A 25,335-nucleotide genomic window follows, 5' to 3' on the forward strand; every position below is an offset into this window, starting at 1 on the left:
CCACGACCCCAGCCACCCTCTTTTGAAAAAGTTCAGCTGCTTAGCAGTGCAATAATCTTATATTCTCCTTGGGGAGCGGTAGCCGAAGGCCGGATGAGGGGATCCCCTCGGCGTCCTTATTGCATTCGATTCTGGCGTAAAAGTTGAGTGGCACGTCCCCGAACGAAGTAATGGGCGTGGCGATTGCACAAGACCACGCACTTCGCGATGCTCAGGGGCGTACCACCCTATTCTATGAAATCTAATACCTTAAAAGCTATAAGGTGTCATCAACCCATCCATTTTGATGATCTCCAGGTCTTTGACTTTTACCTGCCGCAATGTGCGAAGTTCGTCGTTGTTCCAGCGTTCATCGGGGGAGCCGGAGATGAACCAGTCGCTGCCGTTGTCGGCTAGAATCATGCCGTAAGTTTTCAGGCATTGCAGAATCACCTGCACGTCGGCTGGAAACTTGCTGAGGTCAAAATCCTGCTTCAAGCGGACACGCATCCCCAGTGGTGGCAACAGAGGATGATCGTTACTGCTGGCCCAGTGCGAAGCAGGTGGAACAAAAGCTTGCCGTGTGTTGTCGAGTGTAAAGCGAATCGCGTGGCGGATTTCTTTGAGTTCTCCAACTTCTTCATAGCGGACTAATCCCGGAAAGATCGGTAAACCAGCAGCGTCGGCGCTGGTCCACCCGCGTGGACGTTTGGTATTCTTCTTCAAATCGAAAATCGCTCCACTATCGGCCTGCCAGCTGGCTCCTCCGTTCTGTGGAAACGCGCGATACAACTCGTACAGCACCCAGTTGTCACGATCAATCACAATCGCATGACGATCTCCGCGATCAAACGGCTCACCTTCGACGGGCGTCTCAAATGGCAGGGGAAAAGGCCCGGCATCACTTTCCTCGCCGTAGGCTTCATATTTCACAGAAACGCGAGGCTGCTCTCCCGGCACAACAATATATGGGATACCGATTTTTGCCCCTTCCCAGGTTCCCGAACCAAAATCGGGATGCAATTGCCCGTGCAGACCGATATAAGCCAGCATTTGATCCGACTTTGGGTCGACTTCGGCCTGATCAATCTTCTGATTCCAGGGATCGTCATCTGGAAACGGTCGGAACCCATTTAGCGAGACACCGATTCCGTATTTCTTGTCTTCATGAATCGACTCCGTATTCAAAACGAAGACTTCAGATTCCGTATTCATTGGAACAGAGGATGTCTCTTCCGGCTGGGTAATCTGGCCCTCAGGCTCATACCAGACCGCATCCCCTTCCTGAACGATTTCTGACTGCTCGCAGCCTATCAGACTACAAATTAGTAACAACACTGAAAATATTATTGTATGAAGATAGTGCATTAACGATTTCGTGAGATCAAGAGGTGAAGAATGATTTACAGGAACCTGAAAGTCTGATCTTTATGCGATCCCCTTAATACAATATTAATCTTGAACGAGTATCTACGAAACTTCTTTGTCAGAAGCAATGATTAGATGGAATTGTAGCACAATTCCATACTCTGATATCTTGAAATTGAAGATGAACTCTACGGAAATCGATCAATTTACTACTATTAATTCCACGTTTGGCAAATATCTCCCGCAACTGGATTCACTGCGAGCCATTGCCTGTCTACTCGTATTATTTGCACATTTGAAGACACTCAGCGGACTGGGATGGATTCCTGAGAACCTGGGAGCAGTCGGAGTCGGGATTTTCTTTGCTCTTTCCGGATTCCTGATTACGCGTGGTTTAATCCACAAAGACCAGAACCTGATCCGATTTTACGAGCGTCGAACCGCACGGATTCTTCCACCCTATTTTGCGATGCTTTTTGTCCTGGCAGTTGTCTGGCCCGCTAAAGAACTGATCTGGGCAGCGACGTTTTGCTTCAATTTTCTGTATGTCACAGGAAAAATGGATTATTTTCTTGTCGAGTTTGTGAATGCCCCCATTCCACCTATCACCCATGTGTGGAGTTTATGCGTAGAAGAACATTTTTATCTGATCTGGCCTATAACTTTGTTAGTCTTTCGAATTCGGTTTGCAGCTGTACTTGCAATTGGAATCATTTTGTTGACTCCTGTGTTCTCCTGGGCAACACAGCGAATCTTACAGGAATATGGATTTCAACGACTCGAAATTTATGGTCTGCTCCAGCGAATAACGTTCACCCAACTTACAGCGATTTCCTGGGGTTGTCTGGTCGCAATATTTGAGGATTCCCTGTCGAAAAAAGACTCCGTGAAGACCAAAAAGATATATCAGAGTCTCGTATTCTGGTCTATTGCTTCCATTCTAGTCAGCGGACTCCTTTATTATTTGATGAGTATCTGGTGCGATCTTCAGCTATATACTCAGACAGCTCGGGTTCTGGCTCGTGGTATTGTGAATCCTTCTTGTGTTCATTTATTGAGCGCGGGCCTGTTTGGGCTGGGGCTCTGCTGGAAATCACTGGGGAGAATTCCAGTTCTACGAGAGATTGGGCGGGTCAGTTATGGCCTCTATCTGTATCACTTGCCAGTATACTTCATGTTCGGCTTTACCGATTCCGATATCCAACCCAGATGGACATCAGGGATTGCAGCTGTTGGAGTTTCCCTGATATTGGCGATAGTCTCGTACAAATATTTAGAATTACCCTTATTAAAATTGAGTCACGGCAAAATAAATTTTTCGATTGCCATGATCGTTGGCAACTATCAGAAGTTTGCCGCCATTTTACTAGTGTTACTGCTGATTTCATGCATCGGGGTTGCTGGAGTTTCAGCGAGGAAGAGTAGTCAGGAATTAAATGAAGTCAGCGTTAGCTCAGCACAAGAAGTGCAGGAAGAAGAGATTCCAATCGGCCTGAAGAGATATAATCTACCAGTTATAAAATTCGATGACGAATTCTATAACATATTTTGTTACATGGGGGTTTTGCACATTGTCGATGATCAAGGGTATCGACGTTCTGCTCCAACACCTCCGAAACGCACTGACCGTTTGAGGGTATTAGTAACTGGTGATTCCTATACTTATGGTGCATGCGTGAAAGAAAGTGAAATCTTCACGAATCAAGCGGAGTTGATGTTACATAAAGAAGGTTTTCCAGTTGAATTTATTAATCGGGGATTTTCAGGGGCGTCAGCCGTCGATGTGGAAATGCGTACAGAAGAATTGATCAAGGATTTGAATCCGGAGTATTTCATTTACGCAACCACTTTAAGTGACTTCCTTCCTAGTCAGGGAGCTTGGGAAGGACATTCTCTTGAAGAGTGGGAGCAGTCAGTTACACAGGAACGTTTTTTACTCTCACTAATGTCTATCGAGCAACTTTGCGAATCTGCAGGTATTCAATTTCGCGTTTTTATTTTCTCTGACGCGAACGTTCAACGTGAGCAGTTAAAGTATATAAAAATTATTGAGTCATTATGTAAGAAAGCTAACGTCACCCACTGGACGATAGAAAACTATATTGAAAAATATGAGGGGACTGATTTTCGCGTTTCCGAATTCGACACTCATCCAAACGCATATTGTCATCACATTTATGGTGAGTTTGTCGCTGAGCATCTAATCAAAGAATTTGGTACTCCTGAAGAAGTATCGAAAAAGTATTCATTCAAAAATGCAAAAACAGATTAATTTCTTATTCATGACTATCCCTATCCAAGATGACAGTCATGTTCAAGCATGATCTGAATAACCGCGTACTTCCGCGAGTTCTACTCGGTTCTTAGCAGAATTCCATTTTTGCCTATTCGCTGGACGCTCTTTCCGCAAACTCTACAATGTTTGGATGACCACGAAGCAGAAGAAGGTGGCTGGGGAGGTTTCCATCTCCGGGATTCCTGATCTGGTTCCGTTGTTGGCGTCCGTTCCTGAGGTGGCAAATATAGTCTCTGCGCTGGCGCGGGGAGAGAGCGGAACAATTGACGGTGCTTGGGGTTCTGCGCGCGCCTTGGCAGCTGCCGTTTTTGTGAAAAGCTGTGAGGGAACTCTGACTGTTGTCGCCCCCCGGGCGTCGGATGTCGATGAACTGGCGGTCGATCTGGCTGAGTTTTTAGGGGAAGAACCAGCTGTTTTTCCCGTAATTGATGGCAGCCCGGCCAACTGGCGAATGTCGGATCCGCAATACGGTCAACGGCTCAGCCTCTTAAAGCAGTTGGCAGCGGTTGGTGAAAACGATCAACCAGTTACCTGCATGGTCACTTCTATCGAAGCCCTCATGCAGCCCGTTCCTTCTGCGGAACAACTCCGTCAGTTCTCTCGCCCTTTGAGCGTGGGTGACGAAATTGATCTCGATGAATTCTCCCGCTGGCTCGTGGAAAGAGGCTTTGAACGGACCACTGCGATTGAATTCCCGGGTGAATTTGCGATTCATGGGGGGATAATCGATCTGTTTGCGACGGATGCCTTGCAACCTTATCGCATTGAATTATTTGGGGACGAAGTCGAATCGATTCGGACTTTTGATGTCGGATCTCAGCGAAAAATTGAAACGCTCGATTCCATCGAACTCACACTTTTTCCCTCAGAATCGGCAAAAGGAAAGAAAGCGTTCAATCCCGCCAAAGAGTTTTCTCAGCATCTCACTTCTTACCTGCCCACATCGAGTTGGTTTGTGCTCTCCGAACTGCAGGAACTCAATGATGAAGGCAAGTTGTATCTGGATCGGCTGGAGGATCGAACGGGATTGTTCCATGTCAAAGGGGCGATTGAAGCCTGTACGCAGTTTCCTTCTGTCAGTATTTCAGCCATTTCAATTGGAAGTCTTGAGCAAAGTTGTGAATTGCGGACCGAATCGATCGAGCGATTTGCTGTCGGCGACTCCGATCCCCTACTGGAACTGAAACAGTCGCTTGCTCCCGATGAAATCGTCTTACTTTGCTGTCTCAATGAAGGAGAGCGATCCCGTTTAACCGAGTTGATTCAGGAAAAACATCCCGATTTGATTTCTCGCACGCGGCTTTGTCTGGGACGTTGTTCCAAAGGATTTCGGCTCGTTTCGCAGCGCATTCTCGTTGTCAGCGATCACGAGTTGTATGGACGTCGGGATGTCCGCCCGAATCAGAAAAAGCGGACGCTGCAAACGCGAGCGATTGACAGTTTTCTGGAACTGTCTGAAGGTGATCTGGTTGTGCATGTCAGTCATGGGATTGGCAAATATCGCGGCATGAAGATGGTCGATGCCGAAGAACGGCTCGAAGAAAATCTGGTCATCGAATTCGCCGATAACCTGCGGATTTATGTGCCGGTTTCGCTGATTCATCTCGTGCAGAAGTATGTTGGAGCGAGTAAAGCACTGCCCCGGCTGTCAAAAATCGGTACGAATACCTGGAGTAAGAAGAAGGAAAAGGTTTCGCAGGCGATTGAGGACATGGCAGCCGATATGATTCGTCTGCAAGCCGCCCGTGAAGCGAAAGTCGGGATCACTTATCCAGCCGATTCCCACTGGCAGGAAGAGTTTGAAGCCGCATTTCCTTACAACGAAACGCCCGATCAAAAGTCGGCAATGGATTCGATTCGGGATGATATGCAGCGTCCGCGTCCGATGGATCGGCTCATTTGTGGGGACGTCGGCTACGGCAAAACCGAAGTGGCGATGAGAGCCGCGTTTCGGGCGATGGATGGTGGAAAACAGGTCGCCATGCTGGTTCCGACGACCGTTCTGGCAGAACAACATTATCGCTCTTTCAGCACACGTATGGGCGAATATCCCTTCAATATCGAGATGCTTTCCCGCTTCCGAACGGCGAAACAGCAGAAGGAAATTCTGGATGGACTGGCAGCCGGCTCGGTCGATATGGTGATCGGAACTCATCGAATTGTCTCGCCGGATATCAAGTTTAAAGACCTCGGGCTGATTGTGATCGATGAAGAACAACGCTTTGGCGTGAAGGCGAAAGAGACACTCAAACGCCTGCGTCTGGAAATTGATATTCTCACGCTTTCCGCGACACCAATTCCGAGAACGTTGCACATGTCGCTGCTAGGCATTCGCGATATTTCCAACCTGCAGACACCACCACGCGGACGCCAGGCGATTGAAACAAGAATTGGTCGCTGGGATCAAGAATTGATTCGAAATGCGATTGTTCGCGAATTGAACCGGAATGGGCAGGTCTATTTTGTGCACAATAAAGTGTACGACATAGAAGATTTAACGGACAAATTGCAGCAGATTGTACCTGAGGCGAGTTTTGGGATTGTGCATGGTCAGATGAGCGAACATGAACTCGAATTTCAGATGCTCAACTTCGTGACCGGCAAAACCGATGTGCTGGTCGCGACGACGATCATTGAAAGTGGGCTCGATATTCCGAATGCAAACACGATTTTCATCCATCAGGCCGACCGTTATGGACTGGCCGATATGCATCAGTTACGGGGACGCGTCGGGCGGTATAAACATCGGGCCTATTGCTATCTGGTTGTCGAAGAAGGCAAAGTTCTCTCGACGACTGCGACCCGTCGCTTGAAGGCCATCGAAGAGTACAGCGAACTGGGAGCAGGCTTTAAGATTGCGATGCGAGATCTGGAAATACGTGGAGCAGGGAATATTCTGGGAACCGAACAGAGTGGGCATATCTCGGTGGTCGGATACGAGCTGTATTGCCATTTGCTCGATAATGCGGTGCGGAATCTGAAGAATGAGCCTCCGCGTGAGCATCCTCATGTGAATATCGATTTGCCAATCAATGCGTTTTTGCCGAGCGATTATCTGCCACCGGGACGCCACAAGATCGAAATGTATCGAAAAATCTCCGCTGTCGGAGATGAACAGCAGCTCAATGACGTGCGGGAAGAACTCAGAGATCGCTTCGGGACACCTCCAGAATCCGTAGAAATGTTGTTGGGGCTGAAAGAGTTACAAATTTATTCCCGCCTGATTTCGATCGATCAAATTCGTATTGAAGGCAAGTTTTTTGTGCTTTCTGGGCGAACCCCGCAGAAGATGAGAATCTTTAAAGAGTTATCTAAACACGACTTGCGCCTGGTTGATGCTCATACAATCTATGTTCCCGTCCCGGGCGACTTGCAGGAAAATTCTCCCGGCTATGAACAAAAGATGTTGGAATTCCTGAAATCCGTGTTGCAGGATCGATGAGATTCGAGCTATAAGCCCAATCCCACCTTAAGACCGGTGCTTACTGAAGGCGGAATTCTCAACTTAACGAGTAATCTGCAAGCTGTGAGCCCTTCTGCAAGCCCCGTCCGGGGTGAGCATGTCAACAAAACTCGTCTCCCGTGAAACGCCTGATATGTCAACGGACCCAAAGATTCCGCATGCTGCACGATTCCTCACACGCCCGGCTGCGCGCCGAAAGTGGTCAGGAACATCCTGGGGTATGCTCGGTATTACATCTCTGGTTGCCTGCCTGGGATGCCAATCTTTCAAAGAACATTTTAATCGGGTTCGACCAAACAACCCGGTGGTCGGACCGGCTCCACCGCGTTTGACACTCGATGACAGTCAAAGCGGAAAAGCCGTCTCAGAAATTCAGCAGACAGCCGCTCTTTCGGATGGATCCTCGACGGGTGAAATCGTACGAATTTCTCAAGTTTCTGCCATCACTCCCGATCCTATCGATGACTCGGCTGTCGTGGCCGTCGTGAACAGCAATCAGATTCTGGCCAGCGACATCTTTGCTCCTTATTCGAAGCAAATGCAGATGATGAAGGAAAAGATGCCGGAAGAGCAGTACGTCCAAGCTCAACGGGAACTGCTCAAACGGGATATGCCATCACAAATCGAACGCACACTCCTCTCTCATGCGATGCGCACCAGTCTCAAGCAGGAGCAGGCTGAGAAACTTGATAGTGTCCTCGACCAGGCATTTGAAGAGCACGTCCTTTCACTACTCGAAAAAACACAATCGTCTTCCTCTGTCGAATTGAATGAGAAGCTGGAGAAAGAGGGCACTTCGCTGGCCATGCTGCGTAAAACATTTGGCAAACATCAGTTGGCGATGCAGTATCTTTCTACACAATCAGAAGTGAAAGCGGAAATTGGCCGCGTGGAACTTCTTGAGTATTATAACAATCACCTGGCTGACTACTCGTTCCCGTCCAAAGTGAAGTGGCAGGAAATTCGCGTTTCCTTCAATAAACATGGCGGACGAAATGAAGCTCTGAAAGTTCTGAACGAAGCGGTTCAGGATCTCCAGGCCGGCAAAACCTTCGGCGAAGTTGCCAAGAAATATTCAGATGGCCCAACCGCCTCACTTTCCGGCGAATGGGACTGGACCACAAAAGGGAGCCTCTCAGATACAGAGATCGACGAGCAATTATTCACGATGCCGGTTGGCGGGATCAGTAAAATCATGGAAGCTTCTGATCGATTCCGAGTTGTGAAAGTCGTGGCAAGAGAAGATGCCCACATCACACCGTTTGAGGATCTCCAGTTGGAAATCCGCAAGAAAATCCTTACGGAACTGCAGAAAAACAAAAAACAGGAAGTCGTGGCAAAACTCAAGAAAACAGCCACTATTGAAACCATATTCGATAATGATCCCGAACTGGCAGAAGCGATGCGAGATTTTGGAAAAACGGGACCATAACGTGGCCAGAATATTAGTAGGGTGCGTCAAGACGCACCCTACAGTTTGTGACCTACAGCTGAGAGTTAAGCGGCCAAAGAAGTAATTGACACTCACCACTGGCCTCTCGACACTAGCCAATCGAAAAGACTTTAACGATCAGATAATTTATGACGAGTTCGTCAGAGTGAAGAACGCGATATTTCATTTATTGTTAATTTTTCCTCAATTTACTCAATTGGAATCAACATCCAGGCGAATCGACACGATAACTAAGATACAGACCTCATTATTCCTATCAAATCGCGATGACATTCTGGAATCATCCTGAATCAAGTTTGTCACTCACAAGCATACAAGAATTGAAATTCAATTCGAACGGTCATTCGGCCACACGCCTTTTGTAAAAACACCAAAACATTGATCGAAAATGCTCTGCCGACAAGGCGACTTGACGTCAGGCAAATTGATCGGATACATCACTCGATAGTTCCTATCGAATTAAATCACTTCTCTTTGTCTCGATGTGTTTTCCATCCGGAATTCACGGGCAGACAGAACTATTTTGTTATGCAGTTGGATGAACGTATCCAGCGACAAGTCGTTTGACACACTAACTGCACTCACCCCATCGACCCCACTTCGCAAGAAGATCATCATGAAATCGAATGCTGAGAATTCGACCGGCCTGAAGGAGGATTGGAAATTGACCAGGGTCATTGGACTTATGGCATGTGGAGCACTGGCATCAGCGACATTGTGGCTGTTTAACTTAAGCCAGGCCCAGGACCATCAACAATCTTCGGCACTGCCCCCATGGGCGCAGCAACCAGCCGCAGGTACAAATCCGAACGCGAAGGCTCAGCCTGCTGATCCTTTCGCAGGAGCAACCGACGGCTTCCGTCCTATTGAAGGATCGGAGTCGATTGCTCAGCAAACCGTGATTCGCCAGCGAATCCAGAACGAGTTACGACTCGCGCTGGAATCGAAAGAAAAAGGCGATCAAGCCGAAGCTCTTCGTCGAGCGACTGCGGCTCACGATCTGGCAAAACGCTTTCAGCTCACGTTTACCAAAAACGAGCTGAAACCAAGTGATCTCATTGCTGAACTGAAAGGGATTTCACCTGATTTAGTATCAGAACAGAATCCTGCTTCAGAAGAGCCGAAAGATCGCGATGCGTACGCTCAGTATCTGGTCAAAACAGCTCGTGAGTATTTACAGGCTGGCAATGCCGAAGCAGCCATGCAGAAAGCCGAGGAAGCTCGCGCTTTGCAGGCAACTTTCGGTCCGTTCGATGAACGTCCAGAACATATTCTGGCTGATGTCGCACGCCTGAAAACTTCTCCGGCTCAGCATCAGTTGGCATCCGGCTTCGAGAACAGTCCGTTCATTACCGAACCGAAAACTGTTCCAGTCGCTGAGAACACAACTTCGGCTGCAACTCCTGTTGCAACTACAAATACGACACCAACTGCCACACCAGAGAACTGGCAGACTAAACCGAACAGTCAGGCAAAACAGCAGTCTCAACAACTGTTGACAGCCGCAGAACAGGCTGTTCATGAAGGTCGATTCGATGACGCTCGTAACCTGGCCAAACAAGCCAGCCAGTTGCCAGTTGCCTACGACCTGTTCGACAAAAAGCCTGATCAGATTCTGGCAATGGTTGAACGGGCTTCAAACTCACGCATGATTGCCAGCCAGCCACAACCGAAAACAGAAGCGGTTGTTGCACCTGTGCCAACAGTGACTGCCGACTTGACTTCAACCCGTCAGCGTGAAACGGCAATCAAACTGTTGAATGAAGCCAAGGCTGATCTTGCCCGCGGGAATCTCGCACAGGCTCGTGCCAAAGTGGCTCAGGCCAATCAGTTCGATGTGACTTACAACATCTTCGATGAACGTCCTGAATTGATCATGGCGCAAATCGACTCGGTTGAAAAACAACAGATGCTGGCACAAACGCCAGTGACACCGGTCCCGGAAACTGTCTGGGAAACGGACGTCAATCCAATTGCTGGTGTTGAAGCAACTCCAAAAATGACTGCAACTCCCACTCCATACGAAATTGCTGAAAACTCAGCACCTCCTGTTGAAGTCAACGGTGTCGTGAATGGTCAGGAAGCTTATCGCGAAGGGATTGGTCACCTGCGAAATAATGACCGTCCAGCTGCTCGTGATGCCTTCCTGGTTGCCTTTGAAAATCAAAGCGATTTGACATCTCAACAGAAACAGCAATTGCAGGATCTGTTGCGGGACCTGTCGACGTCTCATAACGAGAAAATCAAGATGGTCAATGGTCAGGTGCTCGATACCGACCTGAATGAGCCATCCGATCGAATCAATATGGTTCGTCAGCAGCAGTCTATCGAATTCGATCGCCTTCGCAGTGAATCTTTCAATGCGATTTATCAAGCCGAACGACTTCGCGAAACCGATTCTCAGAAAGCATTGGATCTGATCGATCAGGCCATGACAACTCTGGCGGCTTCAAGCCTGCCACCACAACAGGCTGATGCCCTGGTTTCCCGATTGCGAAGCTCACGCGGATCGATTGAAAAGTATCGTGAACAACGCGAACCATTGATTTCGATGCAAAAACGTAACGACGAAGTTCGTGGTCAAATTGAACAGGAACGTAAACTGCAGATTCGTGTCGAACAGGATCTGGCCGATATGACGGAAGAGTTCAATCGGCTGATGCGGGAACGACGTTATCCGGAAGCGGAAATCGTCGCCAAGAAAGCCAAAGAACTTTCTCCCGATGAACCTGTGACCGAACTGATGGTCTGGAAAGCGAAATTCGCTCGACGAAACGCCTCCAACGATGATCTCAGAGATCGTAAAGAAGAAAACTTCTGGACTCAACTGGATCAGGTCGATCAGTCTTCGATCAATCCTGTTGCCAAAGATTCGATTGCTTATCCCGATGCCAAAGAGTGGGCTCAGATGTCCAAATTGCGAAAGCAGTTTGGCGGACCGGATAACCGTGAACGATCTCCTGAAGAACTGGAAATTATCGACAGCCTCAGCCAGCCAATCTCGCTGCACTTCGATAACGAACCCCTCTCAGAAGTCTTCCGTCAAATCGCTCAACTGGCCGACATCAACATCTGGACCGACGAACAAGGTCTGGAAGAAGTCGGAGCCAGCAGTAACACTCCAGTTACGATGCATATCGATGGCATCAAACTGCGATCAGCCTTCAATCTGTTGCTCGAACCTTATGGTCTCGACTACAGCATTGATGACGATGTTCTGAAAGTGACAAGCAGCCTGCGATTGCAGGGTGAATTGAAACCAATCGTTTACAACGTCGCCGACCTGGTCGTGCCTCTGCCAGTACTGACTGGACAGTTCGCACCGAACAACGGCGTGATGGGAGCGACTCCACTTGGTGGTTCCAACATGAGCTACCCGAATCAACCATTCGGCAACTCAATGTCGCAAATCAGCGATCCACTGGCGATGGCTGGTGCGGTCAATGGAAATGGATTAACCAGCACGAAAGGTCGTGATCCACGACAGAACGATGCTGATTTCGATGCACTCTCAGAATTGATCACAAGTGTTGTTCGTCCGGAATCGTGGGATCAACTCGGTGGTAACGGAGTTGTTCGTGAGAACGCTTCAACACTCTCCCTGGTTATTCGTCAGACACAGTCTGTCCACGATGAAATTGCGGAATTGCTCAAACAGTTGCGACGTCTGCAAGATTTGCAGGTAACGATTGAAGTTCGCTTCATCACCGTTTCCGATCGATTCTTCGAACGAATCGGAATCGACTTCGACTTCAATGTTCAGGATACCATCGGCGGACCTGAAACCGACTCCAACGGTGTTCCACTGCCTCCATTCGGAACAGTTGACACGACCGGCGGCGGACAAAACGGTGGTGGCGGAAATAATAACAACAACAACAATAATAACAATAATAACCAACAGAATCAGCAGGGACAGCAGGGTCAGCAGGGTCAGACCGGCGGTGGTCTGTTCAGTCAAAGTCCACTGCTCAACCTGGTCAACCGCGATAATTACCAGTCCGGTGGAACGATTGTCGGAATGAACTCTCCTGACTCCTTCAGCCAGGACCTCGACATTCCCTTCCGACAAGGTTCTTTCCAGGTCGGTGTACCAGACTTCGGTAACTTCAATCCTGAAGTTGGTCTCCAGGTTGGATTCGCTGTGCTGTCCGATATTGAAGCCTTCTTCTTCATCCAGGCTGCTCAGTCTGATGAGCGATCGAACATCCTGTTTGCACCAAAAGTGACGTTGTTCAACGGACAACGGGCCACAGTGGCCGACCAGGTCTCTCGACCATTCGTCATCAGTCTGACACCATCGGTCAGTGTGTTCAATGTTGGGTTCCAACCTCAGATTCAGTTCATCAACGAAGGGGTCAACCTGGAAGTTCTAGCTGTTATCTCAGCCGACCGACGTTATGTACGACTTTCTGTGCTCCCAACCTTCACCAACATTACCGACGTCCAAACCTTCACCTTCTCGGGTGGCGGTGGAATCGGTGGTGGCCAGCAAGGTGGCCAGCAGCAAGGTGGATTTGGCGGCCAGGGTGGTCAACAAGGTGGCTTTGGTGGCCAAGGTGGCGGAGGAGGCGGTAACGTCGGCTTCGGCGGCATCGGCGGCTTCGGTGGCCAGGGTGGCGGCCAAGGCGGAATTGGAAACCAAGGCGGAGGCCAACAGCAAGGTCAGCAGGGCCAACAGGGTCAGCAAGGTAACATCGGTGGCGGTTCTATGACCGTGCAGCAGCCGATTCAGGAACAGGTCTTCGTTTCAACAGTCGTGAGTGTTCCAGATGGAGGTACTGTCCTCCTCGGGGGTGTCAAACGATTGCGAGAAGGACGAAACATGGCTGGTGTGCCGATCTTGAACAAGATTCCTTATGTCAGCCGACTGTTTAAGAACTCGGGTGTGGGTCGTGAAACCGAAAGCTTGATGCTGATGGTGACACCACGAATCATTATCCAGGAAGAAGAGGAACAACTCCTCGGAATCGAACTGAACTAAAGCATTCATAATGCTTGAAATCGTCGCTCTCAACTTCCTGCAAACGTCCTGTTTGCAGGAAACCAGCGACAAAGAATATGAAAACTGAACCAGAGCAAATTGCTCACCTGAACAGGACCTCACACTCCTGTTCATCTTTCAGGGTCGGGAATCGTCGTAACGAATGGGCATCGTTGCGGCGATTTCTTTTTTTATGCGCTGAATCTCAAAAACGTTCATCTGTTATCAATGACTGTTCCAGCGACAGGATCTCATTTCAGTATTTAATCGACCGAATGCCAATAAGAGAAAGTTGCTGTAGAATTTCATTCCTGTCTGTGGATAATGAAGTCTTATTGAAAATGAATGTCATATACATCGCCTCATCAGTGGACCTCATTCCGGGATAACCATCATGCTTGCTCGATTCCTGTTTTTCTCATTGATCGTGACTGGATTTCTAGTCGGCCCAGCTCATGCTCAGGTGGAAAAAGTCGGCAGTAAACTGAAAGATAAGCTAGAGCAGCAGAATAAACCCGAGAAGCCTGCTCCAAAAACACAGTCACCTGAATCAATTCCACTCAATCCCAAAGCCGCTCCGGAAGACACACCTCCGGCTCCTCCAAATATGAAATCTCCTGCAAAAGAGAAGTCAGGATCATCAGAAAAACTTGATCGCCAGAATGCCAAAGAAATCGCAGTCGCCTGCCTGAAAGCCTACAAGAAGAAGGAGTTCCAATCACTTTCTGCCCTAAGCACTCCCGGCAATCAGGAAATGTTTGCTGCATTAGCCGAGTTCGGTCAGAAACACCCTCGTTACAATTCGATCACCTCAGGTTGGCGTTGGGAAGCCATTTCCAAGTGGAAACCAACCGAACCACTCACCGTTCGTTATCGCGGATCCAATACCGCAGCCGTCGAATTTGGGGCAACCAGATCGGAATCTTACGTTGTGATGCTCGAATGGGTCGATGAACAATGGTGTTTTGAAGATATCAACAGCCCCGATCGGCAAGACTTCCGCTCACTCCCTAAAGAGAGACCATAAGAGCCCAATAATCATGTGGCACAAGCGAAATGTGCCTGCTGATGACATTCCTCTATCAAATTACGGCCGTGGATATCCCCAATGAGCCGCCAGAGAATCTGCCGCCTGTTCTTCATCCGTAATTTCACCCCAGCCCCCATTTCTTAAAAAGGCATGGGCAAATTCATGGGCAATTACATAACAGGCAAACTCGTGGGATAAATCATCCAGCTTCGGTCGTAACACCACACAACGACTGCCCGAGCCCACCGGACCTGGGGTTTCCATGAAAATGGACCAGCCCTTACCGGGCTCATAATTTTCGAGAGCGATGCGAAAGCGGGAATCCTCAAGAAAGTCGAGTTGGACTTCTTCCGGCAGCGACTTCAGCACCAGCTCGACGCGGTCCCGCAAAGTCTGCAATTGATCGAATTCTGCAAGATAAACTGAAAAAATGATCGGCTCCAGTCTTTTTTTAATCGAGTGAACTCTTCATAAGCATAGCGCATCGGAAGTGATATGAAAAGCACTGAGCCGTTGAAAGCTATTGCATATGAGCGGTTCTGAAAATCGATTTACTGAAGATTCAGTTCAAAATTATCGTAATCTTTGTCGATGTCCATTTTGAAGGCTTTAGTAACTTCTCCATATCTTTCGACAACTTCCTTGAATTCTTCTGGGACTGGAAACAATTCTGTATCTCCATTTGCTGGCGAGAGTGTGATATAGTTTTCCCCTGCGACAACCCCAGTTTGAGTGGACGTGTAATGCATCGTAAATTTTCCGTTCGCGTCTGTCAGTCCAGAACTGGGGCGATTCCCTTCAACGTGCATGACGACATTAAGATCGGGAGCCGGTTTGCCATTGATTGTTAAAGTTCCATTCATTTGATGCAATGTTGGTGCTCCTGAGCCTTGACCGCATCCGGCAAGAATCACCAGACAGCCGCTGCTGACTACGCATGAGACCAACAGTACGTGAAGGGATCGAAAAATGTTTGCTATCAACGTAACGCACTCCTGAACAGTCTAGTGAAGGATGAATCAATTGAATTTTAAGTGGCTTAATTAAAAGAGATCTCCAGAGACTGGCGACTTAGCCTCTGGAGATCTCGTAGACAAGACATCAAATCCGCAAAGACAAATCAAAATTCACCAACGGTTTCCCGAAGTGATCTTGTTGAAATTCTACGAAATGTCGTCAAATCGATATTATCACTGATGAAGCGAACACTCCCATCAACAAGACAAACCTGAATTCCTCCGGGATGTTCGCTGCGAGAGACTCGACCGAAATTGTTATTCAGCTGATTGGGCGGTCGATCAGTACTGGCATAACCTTCCGATTGATGGGTTACCAATAAAAAGTGATTGTGAGCATTGGGATCATTAGGATCTTTGGTATATCGAACCTGCTCCATAATGAGCATCGTATTGGAAGTTCCATCGACAACATCCTTAAACTTGAGGCTGCTGTTCATAAATCCCATCCCATTGTAGGCGGTCGCAGAACTGGACCGCTCTGGACAACACAAAGGCGTTCCCGCATTAATCGCGTAATCTTTGTAACTTCTGGGAGCCCCTGCAGCGATTGCACTCGGGCAGGCAAAAGTTGATGGCATTTGCTGGCAGGGAACTTGATTCGTCGTATTTGGAGTAGGACCATTCTGGCCCCATCCACTATCGTAATCGTGCGGTGTGTAAGGGGGCTGACTGGTGTCAAAGCTATCGTACAGTGCACTGGATTCAATTTGCGGGAGAATAAAATACGGCCATCCCCAGGAGTTATATTGATCATCTGATGGAGCACTCTTGGAATAAGGATGGCTATGCCCTCCCGGTGGATCCACAAAGCGATTCCCCATAGGAAACACGAAATGTGTATCGTGATAATTATGAAAAGCCAACCCAATCTGCTTCAAATTATTTTTGCAGGACGAACGCCTTGCAGCTTCCCTCGCCTGTTGAACAGCTGGTAATAGCAGTGCGACCAGTATGGCAATGATTGCGATCACGACCAGAAGTTCAATTAGTGTGAATGCTCTTCTCTTCGACCTCATTGAAACCTCCCCAAACTAAATAACGAAACAGAATCGCATTATATAATCATGATATGTTCACTTTACCTATGCTTTATGCGATCAGTAACCGAAAATTGACTCTTTTTTTTCATTTCTTGAAAAAATTTAATCTGGCAAGAAATCAATTTCAGCTTAAATTGAGCGAAGTCGCAAGGACTAACCCTCTTAGTTCAGAAGACCATCCGAGTAACATATTTCTTACTCAACCGCGCAAATCAAACATTTCAAATACGAACTCTCCGGGCAGAAGGCACTCACGGGATGATCGGCTGCCTGGCCGCGGGTTTCGAGGATGCGGACGAAGCGGCCGGTTTCTGCGGCGGCATCGCGGATGACTTCGCCGAATTCTTCAAAGGAAACCATACCGGAGCAGCTGCAGGTGACGAGGATTCCCTGCGGTTTCAGGCGGGATATCGCGGCCACATTCCATTTGAAGTAAGCCTTCATCGCCCGTTGAATTCCCTTGCGACCGCGGGCAAATTTGGGGGGATCGAGAATGATGCCATCAAACATACGGTCGGTCGTCGTTAAGAATTTGAGAGCATCGGCATCAACGAATTCGCAGCGATCTTCCAGCTGATTCAACTTTGCATTGTCTTGCGCTAACTGAATCGCTCCACCAGAGGAATCGACTCCAGTCACATGCTTAGCTCGTCCATGCTTAAGGGCATTGAGAGTAAACCCGCCCGAATAGCAGCAGACATCGAGCACATCGCCCTGCAAATATTTTGCGGCTGCCAGACGGTTATCGCGCTGATCGTAATAGAAGCCTGTCTTCTGACCTTCCTGCACATTGATGATGTAATCGAGTTCATTTTCGACGATATACAGCGGCGAGGGCGGCGGATCGCCCCGCAGCAGGCCATCCTGCATCGTCATTCCCTCGGCTTCTTTCATCCCCTTTTCCGTTCGCAGCCAGATGCCGAGCGGACTGAGCAACTCATCGAGTTGATTGATGAGAAATTCGGAACGTGTTGCCAAAGCCTGACTTGTAATCTGCACGGTGAGCCAGTCGCCGAAACGATCGACCGTCAAACCGGAAATGCCGTCGGCTTCACTGAAAATCAATCGGCAGGCACGGATGTCGTTTTCAACAGGAAACATCTGCCGTCGCAGTTCGATGGCGCCGATCAGTCGTTGTCTCCAGAAATCGTCATCGAGGGGCTGGTCGAGATTCCAGGAGTACAGCCGGACCCGAATTTGACTCTCGGGATTGTAAAGACCGCGAGCGATGGCCTTTTTTTCATGGGAATAAAGGACGACTTCATCCCCAACATTCAGTCCCTCAGGAATCTGAGAAATGGCTCCGGCAAAGACCCAAGGATGACCAGTGAAAAACGGCTGAGAACGGCGTGGTTTGAGTATGATACGTGGAAGATCCGACGACATGGAACGTAATTTCTTGTAATACAATAAGAGCTGACTCAAACCGACTGGTTTTGAAGACTTGCCAGCTGCGATATGATAGTGAATTGAAGTAGAATAACATCGAAAACCCGCGGAACATAGGATCATCAGTCTGAATATTCCGTAAATAAATAAACGCCAAATGACTTTCCCGCTTGGGATTGCAGTCATCTGGCGTAATTACTTTCCGCTGGGATTCACTCGGCTACGTTTTTTCGTGTGCCTTTCACGTGGCACACTTTTGAGCAATTATGAATTTAGGTATTCAATAAATTGCTCAACAGACAAACCGGCAAGTGTGATTTGCTTTTTGAGCAATCCAATACCCATGTCTTCATTGCCGTGTACTGGTATATTGAGAGGACTTGGGTGGTCTTCTTTATTCATAATGTGATGACTGCCCTTAGTTCTAACAACTTCAAATCCAGCTTTCTGGAATGCTTTAATCGCTTTTTTTCCAGATATCCTCGGGATCTTAGTCGCCATCAACCAGGATCCATTTCAACTTGCAGTTGTCGGGAATCTGTGATTCGTACTCTTTAGGCATTAACCAAGGAATATCTATGCCGTTTTCATCATAGTATTCAAGCAACCCAAGAACAGATTCCTTAGTTCTTTCAAGTGCTACTTCTTCATTAGGCCCTGAACTACCTGCTCCTGAAAGATTTAATACGATCACTGAAAATAAATCATCCGCATCTTTTTCGATTGCAACATGGCAGCGAAATGCATGGACCGGTTCCCAATCAGTTAATTCGATTGGCCGCTGTTCACGATTAATTAATATTGATCCAGTCATTATTTATTCCCCAGTATTGTCTTTGTAATATGTATTTATCCTACAAGAACCGATAATCTCTCCTTCACTTATCACCTCCATCGCATAGTAGCCTTCTTCCCCAGTTATATAATCGCGCAAGTCAGGGAGCTGAAGAGCCATTTCCACTGTTGCCAAACGATCTTTACATTCGATCTCAACAGGCATTCCGAACAGAGTTCGATTTTTTTTTAAGCATGTAAATTGAAGTTGTATTGAGGTAACGCTGTTAACGTTGGTCAAGCTAACGTAAACCCATGGAGCACCTGCTGAACCGCTTGTTACATATTTGGTTGTATTTCCAGTATCGTCCTCAACAACTTTATGAGCCACATCCTTTACAATCCTCACTGACGTAAAGGTTCCAGCAATAATGTACCCTTCACTGCCTATTTGCCAAATTCTCTCAGCCAACAACAATGCTTGTACATCAGGTTTCACAGCGGTGAGTTCCGTTCTGCCAAAATTTTATTTTTCACCAACATGATTCATTTTTCATACTTTGCATAGCATTGTCAATTAACTGAAGAAATTTCATGCCGCAAATCCCATGCCAACTCGGAATGCGGAACCCATTGCTTTCAAAGCACTTATCGTCAACAAAGGTAGGCATTAAGTAGTAATTAACCGCAATATGTGTCAATCGCACTTAGACACTTAAGACAACAAGCAGTTTCACGCTTAAATAAATTGATTGCAAGGATTTTTAATGAGTGGTTCTCTTCAAATGAGAGAACCCTCCTGGCTATGCAAGTTTCGCTCAAAACTCTGATTGAACATACTTTCAAAGCATCGCAGGGCATAAAATTTTTCCAGGCTCAGAGGATTCGGAATCCCGTTCCCAGCTGCCGTAACCGCTTTTCGGCTCATTGCTTGCACCCACTCAACCGCTTTCTGGTGCGCGAATGTCTCACGAAACTAATTCTTCCCATCCCAGGTGAACGACACTAAACTGAGACTACGTTAAGACCACGCCCCTCAGTAAGTTCTAAGATGTGCCGCCCAAGTTTATTGACATTCAGGAATTAAACAGTTTTGCAACCAGATCGTAGATCATTCGCTGGAAAACGCATCTGTGCCTTGGGGCTGGGGCGTTTCGGAGGACAAGTGGCCGCCATTGAACATCTGCTACAGCACGGTGCTCAGATACGAATTACAGATACTGCTCATCCGGAAACGCTGTCTGACTCCATCGAACGACTCTCTCAATATTCAGATATTGAATTTCAGTTTGGTCCGCAGACGGTAGACTCTTTGAAAAACTGTGATGCCCTCCTCGCTTCACCGGCTATCCGTCCGCAACATTCTTGTATCATCGCTGCGAGACGAGTGGGACTGCCTGTTTTTACGGAAATCGGTTTGTTCCTGAATGCCTGTAAAGGACGAGTTCTTGCGATTTCAGGTACGGTTGGGAAATCGACCACAGCAGCCATGCTTGCGAAAATCCTGCAAGTAACTGGAAACAAAGCTCATCTGGGAGGCAATATCGGGAAGAGTCTGCTTCCGATTGTGGAACAAATACAGCCTGAGGATTTTGTCGTTCTGGAATTGAGCAGCTTTCAACTTGATTACCTCAGACAAGTTCAACCCGATTTCACTGCAGCCGTGCTCACAAATTTGATCCCGCATCATCTCGAATGGCATGGCTCAGCTGAGGCGTATCGGGAGGCGAAAGCGGTGATGTTTCAGGGGCAGAACTCCACACAACTGAGCGTGTTTCCCGAATCTCAACGGAGTGAATCATGGCCAGGAAAAGCAGAGCGGGTTTATTATCGGGTAGAAGACTTAAACGGAGAATTTCCCGATTGGCCTGCTCACGATCAAAATAACGCGGCTGCCACGATGAGAGTTGCTCGATGGTTGGGAATCGAAAAGTCAGTCATTTTCGAGGCTCTGCATCATTATTCGGGATTACCTCACCGGCTTGAAAAGATCCCGAACTCGCTGCATCGCACCATCATCAATGATTCAAAATCGACTTCTCCCATCGCAACTCTGGCAGCCATCGATACTCTCTGTTCACCAACCTGGATAATTATTGGCGGTGCAGACTCTTTGGATGATCCTTCATTGCTCCTTGATCGTTTGACAAAGCATCAAATGATACGTGGAATTACCTGGGTGGGACCTGCAGGAAATCGATTAGCCGGGATATTTGCACAACAAAACACGGAAACACCTCAAACAGTGGAGGACAATCTCAACTCTGCCTGGCGATGGTGCTGGGAGAATTCTCAGAGGGATCACACGATTCTCATGTCCCCCGGCTATCCCAGTTTTAATGAATTTCTGAACTATGAAGCCCGGGGAGAACATCTCGTCAAGCTGGTACGTGAAACTGAAGACCAAACCGATTAACATAGTCTGTTAAAGACTCAAAACGAAATTTCTAAAGCAACATTATCAATATGAAACTCAGGGCCATCACCTGTGAACAATGCAGTGCCCCGCTGGAAGTCCCTGCCAAGGCGACATCAGCCAAGTGTGGCTACTGCAATTCTCTTTTGCATCTGGATCAACCTCAGCCACAGTCATTGAAATCTTCAGAAAATGATTCCAGCAATCTGGACACAATCCGTCTTCAAAACGAACTGGAACGACTCGACCGGGAATGGATGATGAAGCGGGAGTCGTTTATGATCAAAGGCAAAAATGGAGAGATGTCGATTCCCGATACAACCATGTTAGTCGCGTCCGGTTTCGGGATTGTGTTCGCAGGATTCTGGACTTTAATGACTCTGTTTTTCTTTCCTCCATTTGCCCTGTTTGGCGGATTCATGATTATCATGATCATCACTCAGACCGCCAAAGCCAAAAAGAAGATGGAGCAGTATCAATACTCCCACAGTCAATACCGCCGAAAACGTCAGGAGATATTGAGTCAATTGCAACAGGAGGATCCGCCGGGGATCGACAATTATCTTCAGGATCTCTCTTTCAACTAAGTAATAACTCATCTTCCATGCAACTCGATCGACTTCTCATTCAGACTCTGGAATCCTGGCACCGCGCCGGCGTGAGTGAACTTGCGCAGGCCTCAGAGGTACAAGGATTACTGGAAGCGGCTCCGGTTACAACAGATCGGCATGCAGCTCCATCGACTCCTGCACCGACAAGACGGGATGCTCCTTCAACATCCGCACCGACACACTTACAAAGCCCACCCTCAAAACCAAGTCCCTCAGAACAAATCACGAAAACGTCAGCACCACAGGAAACCATTGTGACAAAACCGAGTTTACCACAAACGATGAATCGCGAAGAACGAGTCAGCTGTCTGACCGAGATTGCTGGCCGGGTCTCCAAGTGTACCAAATGCAAAGAACTGGCAGAGACGCGCACGCAAACCGTGTTTGGAGTGGGTGATCCTGAAGCGACGGTCATGTTCATCGGAGAAGCTCCGGGAGCCGATGAGGATAAACAGGGCGAACCGTTTGTCGGTCGGGCCGGAAAACTCCTCGATAAAATCATTGAAGCCTGCGGCTGGACACGTGAAGAACTTTACATCTGCAATATTCTTCGTTGCCGTCCACCCGGAAATCGGAATCCTTCTCCCATTGAAGCCGACAACTGCAGTGAATTTCTGCAGGCTCAAATTGAGACGGTCGATCCCGATTACATCGTCTGCTGGGGAACAATCGCCGCTCAGAATGTCCTGAATACAAAAACGCCGATCGGTCGTATGCGAGGGGAGTTGTTTGAACGAGGACGTGCCCGCGTGCTCTGCACGTATCATCCGTCCTATCTACTGCGAAATCCTCCTGCGAAGAAACTCGTCTGGGAAGACTTAAAAATTCTGCTGGCGGAACTGGGAATCGATCCGGATAAGAAATAATTTGTTAAGACGAGTCCCCTCTCCCCCTGGGATAGGGTTAGGGTGAGGGCATTGGAGTTGGAAACTTATTGAACGTCGAAGTGATCCCCTCATCCGGCCTTCGGCCACCTTCTCCCCAAGGAGAAGGAAAGGATACCACTTCCACCCGAGTCATGACTGGCTCGGCTCGCCTTTCCTGATTCGATAATGTATGTTGATCAATTGATGAACGCATTTTTAACCGCAATAGAAATAACTGACGATGAGTGAACGAGTTTATCTGGGAATCGACCTGGGAGCCGAGAGTGGTCGCGTGATGGCTGGCCGATTTGATGGAACGCGATTGCAGTTGGATGAACTGCATCGCTTTGCCAATGGCCCGACAAACATAGCCGGAACATTACGCTGGAACCTCGTCGGCTTGTGGAAAGAAATTCTGATCGGCCTGACTAAAGCAGCTGAGCGTTATGGCGATTCGATTGTCTCGGTCGGTGTCGATACCTGGGGAGTCGATTATGTCCTGCTCTCCAAAACAAACGAAGTCCTGGGTATCCCCTATAATTATCGCGATACTCGCAACGAAGGCATGATGAATGTTGCCTTTTCTCGCGTTCCCAAAGCCGAGATATTTGCTCAGTCTGGCTTGCAGTTCATGGAAATCAACTCGCTGTATCAGCTTCTCGCGATGCAGAAAGAACATCCGGATGTGCTCGCGATCGTCGACAAATTCCTGATGATTCCCGATTACTTTCACTGGCTCTTATGTGGTAGCCGAGTCGTTGAATTTACAAATGCGACAACCTCCCAATGTTTTCACCCGACGGAAAACAACTGGGCCTACGACATGTTGAATAAATTTGAATTGCCGACTGAGATTTTCCCAGAAGTGGTCACACCGGGAACTCAACTCGGGACTCTTAGAGACTGCATCATGAAGGAGACGGGGCTCGGAAAAATCCCGATTGTTACCCCGCCAACTCACGATACCGCTGCCGCAGTGGCTGCCGTGCCGACCGAACATACAGGCAAAGCGAACTGGGCTTATATCAGTTCGGGAACCTGGTCGCTGATTGGTGTTGAAGTACAGGATGCCATTCTGACCGATGCGGCTCTGAAGATGAACGTCACCAATGAAGGGGGTGTCGACGGAACCTATCGGCTCCTCAAAAATGTGATGGGTCTGTGGCTCGTTCAGGGTTGTAAACGTGCCTATGAAAAACAAGGCCGAGTTTACGACTACGCCGAACTGACGATGCTGGCCGAGGAAGCCGAACCGTTCCGATCGCTGGTTGACCCGAACGATCATCCGTTTCTACATCCCGATGATATGACCGTCGCATTGCAACAGTGGTGTAAAGATCATTCACAACCCGTTCCCGAAACTCCCGGACAACTCGTCCGCTGTGCTCTGGAAAGTCTCGCACTGAAGTATCGCAATGTTCTGGAAGGAATTCAGGAACTGACTGGCGAAACGGTCGAAGTGATTCACATTGTCGGCGGGGGTTCCAATAGCGATCTGCTCAATCAATTCACTGCTAACGCCTGTGGAGTCCCCGTAATTACTGGCCCTGTCGAAGCAACCGTCATGGGGAACCTGCTCATTCAGGCCCGCACGGCTGGCGAAGTTGAATCGCTCAGTGAGATTCGAAAGATTGTCCGCCAATCAACAGAATCCCGACGTTTTGAACCACAGAACTCCTCAGAATGGCAAACCGCTTACGAACGATTTTGCCAGCTGTTGAAATAGCTGTTACATAGTTATTCAAAACCGAAACTGAATGCCAGCAGAGACACCCTGCAGATTCACATTACTGATTCGTTCAAGATTATAGCCGGTGAAGATTTCAAAATGCTTCCAGACGAGACCGACATCTCCACGGAAGTGGACTCGACTTGTATCGCCAATGCGGCCCAAATCCATCGTGCCTCGAAAGACCCAGGGTTTGATCGGGAAGAGGTCGAAACCGTAAGTGAAGTTAAAACCGGTATCGGTGTTTGTGGCAGCATTCAACCAGTTCAGTCCGACGCCGGTATGAAATTGCATCGCTTCATTTTGAGCGAATCGCCATGTAATGTTCGCATCTCCGAGCCACAGTTCATCGGTCGTGGTGCCCAGGTCTTCCTGAAACTGATTCCAGGAAGTTTCAAAGCCGAGGCGGGAGGCGGTATCGACTTCGAACTGACCGCCAATTCGCGTTAAGCCTGAAAAATCCGAGCCGTAGTCGGCAAGAAATCGGAACTGTACATCCTGAGAATCGAGTTGCCCGAAAGGCTCAATATCCATCAGGCCATGATGGCTATTCTCGTAGGGAGTAGAGAGAAATTTGCCGGACTCTGCAGAGTTATCTGCCAAAGCAATTGGTGGTCCCCACCACGGGGAAGTGATCCCTGCGGTAAATAATTGGGAGAAGAAGCCATCGTCATCATCGTCACAGCACTCAGAGCATTCGCAACCATGATGGTGATGATGAGAATGCGGTTTTTCTTTTTTTTGATGATCACCATCCGACTCATCAACCGCAACTCTGACCGAGAAGAGTTTTCCAAAACCGAATGCACGTTGAGGATTCAAGAAACTGGACAAGCTGATGAGCATCAAAAAGCATTTGAAATGTTTCTGACATCGCTTCATCATTTCTCGCAATTCATTCTACTTTGAAATCGATGC

General features: G+C 48.1%; 18 protein-coding genes. 9 read left to right on the top strand and 9 right to left on the bottom strand.

The genetic code is table 11. From position 1 onward, the window contains the following. Positions 1 to 249 precede the first annotated feature (249 nt). Positions 250 to 1,317 carry a hypothetical protein gene (locus Pan54_RS14180; protein ID WP_207310143.1) on the bottom strand — a complete coding sequence of 356 codons (1,068 nt, stop codon included), beginning with the start codon at positions 1,315 to 1,317 and terminating at the stop codon, positions 250 to 252. A 145-nt stretch (positions 1,318 to 1,462) separates the two neighbouring features. Between Pan54_RS14180 and Pan54_RS14185 the strand changes: the two genes are divergently transcribed. The 5 genes from Pan54_RS14185 (at position 1,463) to Pan54_RS14205 (ending at position 14,570) form a co-directional block, all read left to right on the top strand. Further along, on the top strand, positions 1,463 to 3,619 hold the full coding sequence (locus Pan54_RS14185) for an acyltransferase family protein (RefSeq protein ID WP_146504103.1): 2,157 nt from the start codon (positions 1,463 to 1,465) through the stop codon (positions 3,617 to 3,619). 154 nt (positions 3,620 to 3,773) lie between these two features. Beyond that, positions 3,774 to 7,085 carry a transcription-repair coupling factor gene (mfd, locus tag Pan54_RS14190; protein ID WP_146504104.1) on the top strand — a complete coding sequence of 1,104 codons (3,312 nt, stop codon included), beginning with the start codon at positions 3,774 to 3,776 and terminating at the stop codon, positions 7,083 to 7,085. Between the two features lie 118 nt (positions 7,086 to 7,203). After that, positions 7,204 to 8,538: a peptidylprolyl isomerase gene (locus tag Pan54_RS14195; RefSeq protein WP_146504105.1), complete on the top strand. Its 1,335-nt coding sequence runs from the start codon at positions 7,204 to 7,206 to the stop codon at positions 8,536 to 8,538. 637 nt (positions 8,539 to 9,175) lie between these two features. After that, positions 9,176 to 13,543, top strand: a complete 4,368-nt coding sequence (locus Pan54_RS14200; protein WP_207310144.1) for a type II secretion system protein GspD — start codon at positions 9,176 to 9,178, stop codon at positions 13,541 to 13,543. Positions 13,544 to 13,937: 394 nt separating this feature from the next. Continuing rightward, on the top strand, positions 13,938 to 14,570 hold the full coding sequence (locus Pan54_RS14205) for a hypothetical protein (protein WP_146504107.1): 633 nt from the start codon (positions 13,938 to 13,940) through the stop codon (positions 14,568 to 14,570). A 60-nt stretch (positions 14,571 to 14,630) separates the two neighbouring features. On the opposite strand, the gene Pan54_RS14210 is transcribed toward Pan54_RS14205, so the two are convergent. The 7 genes from Pan54_RS14210 to Pan54_RS14240 all read right to left on the bottom strand — a co-directional run bounded on the left by Pan54_RS14210 (position 14,631) and on the right by Pan54_RS14240 (position 19,294). After that, positions 14,631 to 14,972 (bottom strand): hypothetical protein, encoded by a 342-nt coding sequence (locus tag Pan54_RS14210; RefSeq protein WP_207310145.1) that lies wholly within the window; start codon positions 14,970 to 14,972, stop codon positions 14,631 to 14,633. Between the two features lie 152 nt (positions 14,973 to 15,124). Further along, positions 15,125 to 15,445 (bottom strand): Ig-like domain-containing protein, encoded by a 321-nt coding sequence (locus Pan54_RS14215; protein WP_146504109.1) that lies wholly within the window; start codon positions 15,443 to 15,445, stop codon positions 15,125 to 15,127. A 248-nt stretch (positions 15,446 to 15,693) separates the two neighbouring features. Then, entirely contained in the window at positions 15,694 to 16,608 is a 915-nt protein-coding gene (locus Pan54_RS14220; protein ID WP_146504110.1) for a DUF1559 domain-containing protein, read from the bottom strand. A gap of 219 nt (positions 16,609 to 16,827) precedes the next feature. Further along, positions 16,828 to 18,018 (bottom strand): class I SAM-dependent rRNA methyltransferase, encoded by a 1,191-nt coding sequence (locus tag Pan54_RS14225; protein WP_146504111.1) that lies wholly within the window; start codon positions 18,016 to 18,018, stop codon positions 16,828 to 16,830. 267 nt (positions 18,019 to 18,285) lie between these two features. Beyond that, a complete protein-coding gene (locus Pan54_RS14230) occupies positions 18,286 to 18,522 on the bottom strand; it encodes a type II toxin-antitoxin system HicA family toxin (RefSeq protein ID WP_146504112.1) in 237 nt (78 codons plus the stop codon). Then, positions 18,512 to 18,835, bottom strand: coding sequence for a hypothetical protein (locus tag Pan54_RS14235; protein ID WP_146504113.1), 324 nt, complete (start codon positions 18,833 to 18,835; stop codon positions 18,512 to 18,514). The genes Pan54_RS14230 and Pan54_RS14235 overlap by 11 nt, the downstream gene beginning before the upstream one ends. A gap of 3 nt (positions 18,836 to 18,838) precedes the next feature. Further along, the gene (locus Pan54_RS14240) at positions 18,839 to 19,294 is read right to left on the bottom strand and encodes a hypothetical protein (RefSeq protein WP_146504114.1); all 456 of its coding nucleotides are present in this window, start codon (positions 19,292 to 19,294) and stop codon (positions 18,839 to 18,841) included. Between the two features lie 594 nt (positions 19,295 to 19,888). Between Pan54_RS14240 and murD the strand changes: the two genes are divergently transcribed. The 4 genes from murD to Pan54_RS14260 all read left to right on the top strand — a co-directional run bounded on the left by murD (position 19,889) and on the right by Pan54_RS14260 (position 24,414). After that, positions 19,889 to 21,211, top strand: coding sequence for a UDP-N-acetylmuramoyl-L-alanine--D-glutamate ligase (murD, locus tag Pan54_RS14245; protein ID WP_146504115.1), 1,323 nt, complete (start codon positions 19,889 to 19,891; stop codon positions 21,209 to 21,211). A gap of 50 nt (positions 21,212 to 21,261) precedes the next feature. Beyond that, on the top strand, positions 21,262 to 21,798 hold the full coding sequence (locus tag Pan54_RS14250; RefSeq protein WP_146504116.1) for a hypothetical protein: 537 nt from the start codon (positions 21,262 to 21,264) through the stop codon (positions 21,796 to 21,798). Between the two features lie 17 nt (positions 21,799 to 21,815). Beyond that, positions 21,816 to 22,688 (top strand): uracil-DNA glycosylase, encoded by an 873-nt coding sequence (locus Pan54_RS14255; RefSeq protein WP_146504117.1) that lies wholly within the window; start codon positions 21,816 to 21,818, stop codon positions 22,686 to 22,688. A gap of 241 nt (positions 22,689 to 22,929) precedes the next feature. After that, positions 22,930 to 24,414 carry a rhamnulokinase gene (locus tag Pan54_RS14260; RefSeq protein ID WP_146504118.1) on the top strand — a complete coding sequence of 495 codons (1,485 nt, stop codon included), beginning with the start codon at positions 22,930 to 22,932 and terminating at the stop codon, positions 24,412 to 24,414. 15 nt (positions 24,415 to 24,429) lie between these two features. On the opposite strand, the gene Pan54_RS14265 is transcribed toward Pan54_RS14260, so the two are convergent. After that, positions 24,430 to 25,302 carry a hypothetical protein gene (locus Pan54_RS14265; protein ID WP_146504119.1) on the bottom strand — a complete coding sequence of 291 codons (873 nt, stop codon included), beginning with the start codon at positions 25,300 to 25,302 and terminating at the stop codon, positions 24,430 to 24,432. Between the last annotated feature and the right edge of the window lie 33 nt (positions 25,303 to 25,335).

The organism is Rubinisphaera italica (genome assembly GCF_007859715.1).
In the GTDB taxonomy this organism is placed as follows: Bacteria; Planctomycetota; Planctomycetia; order Planctomycetales; family Planctomycetaceae; genus Rubinisphaera; species Rubinisphaera italica.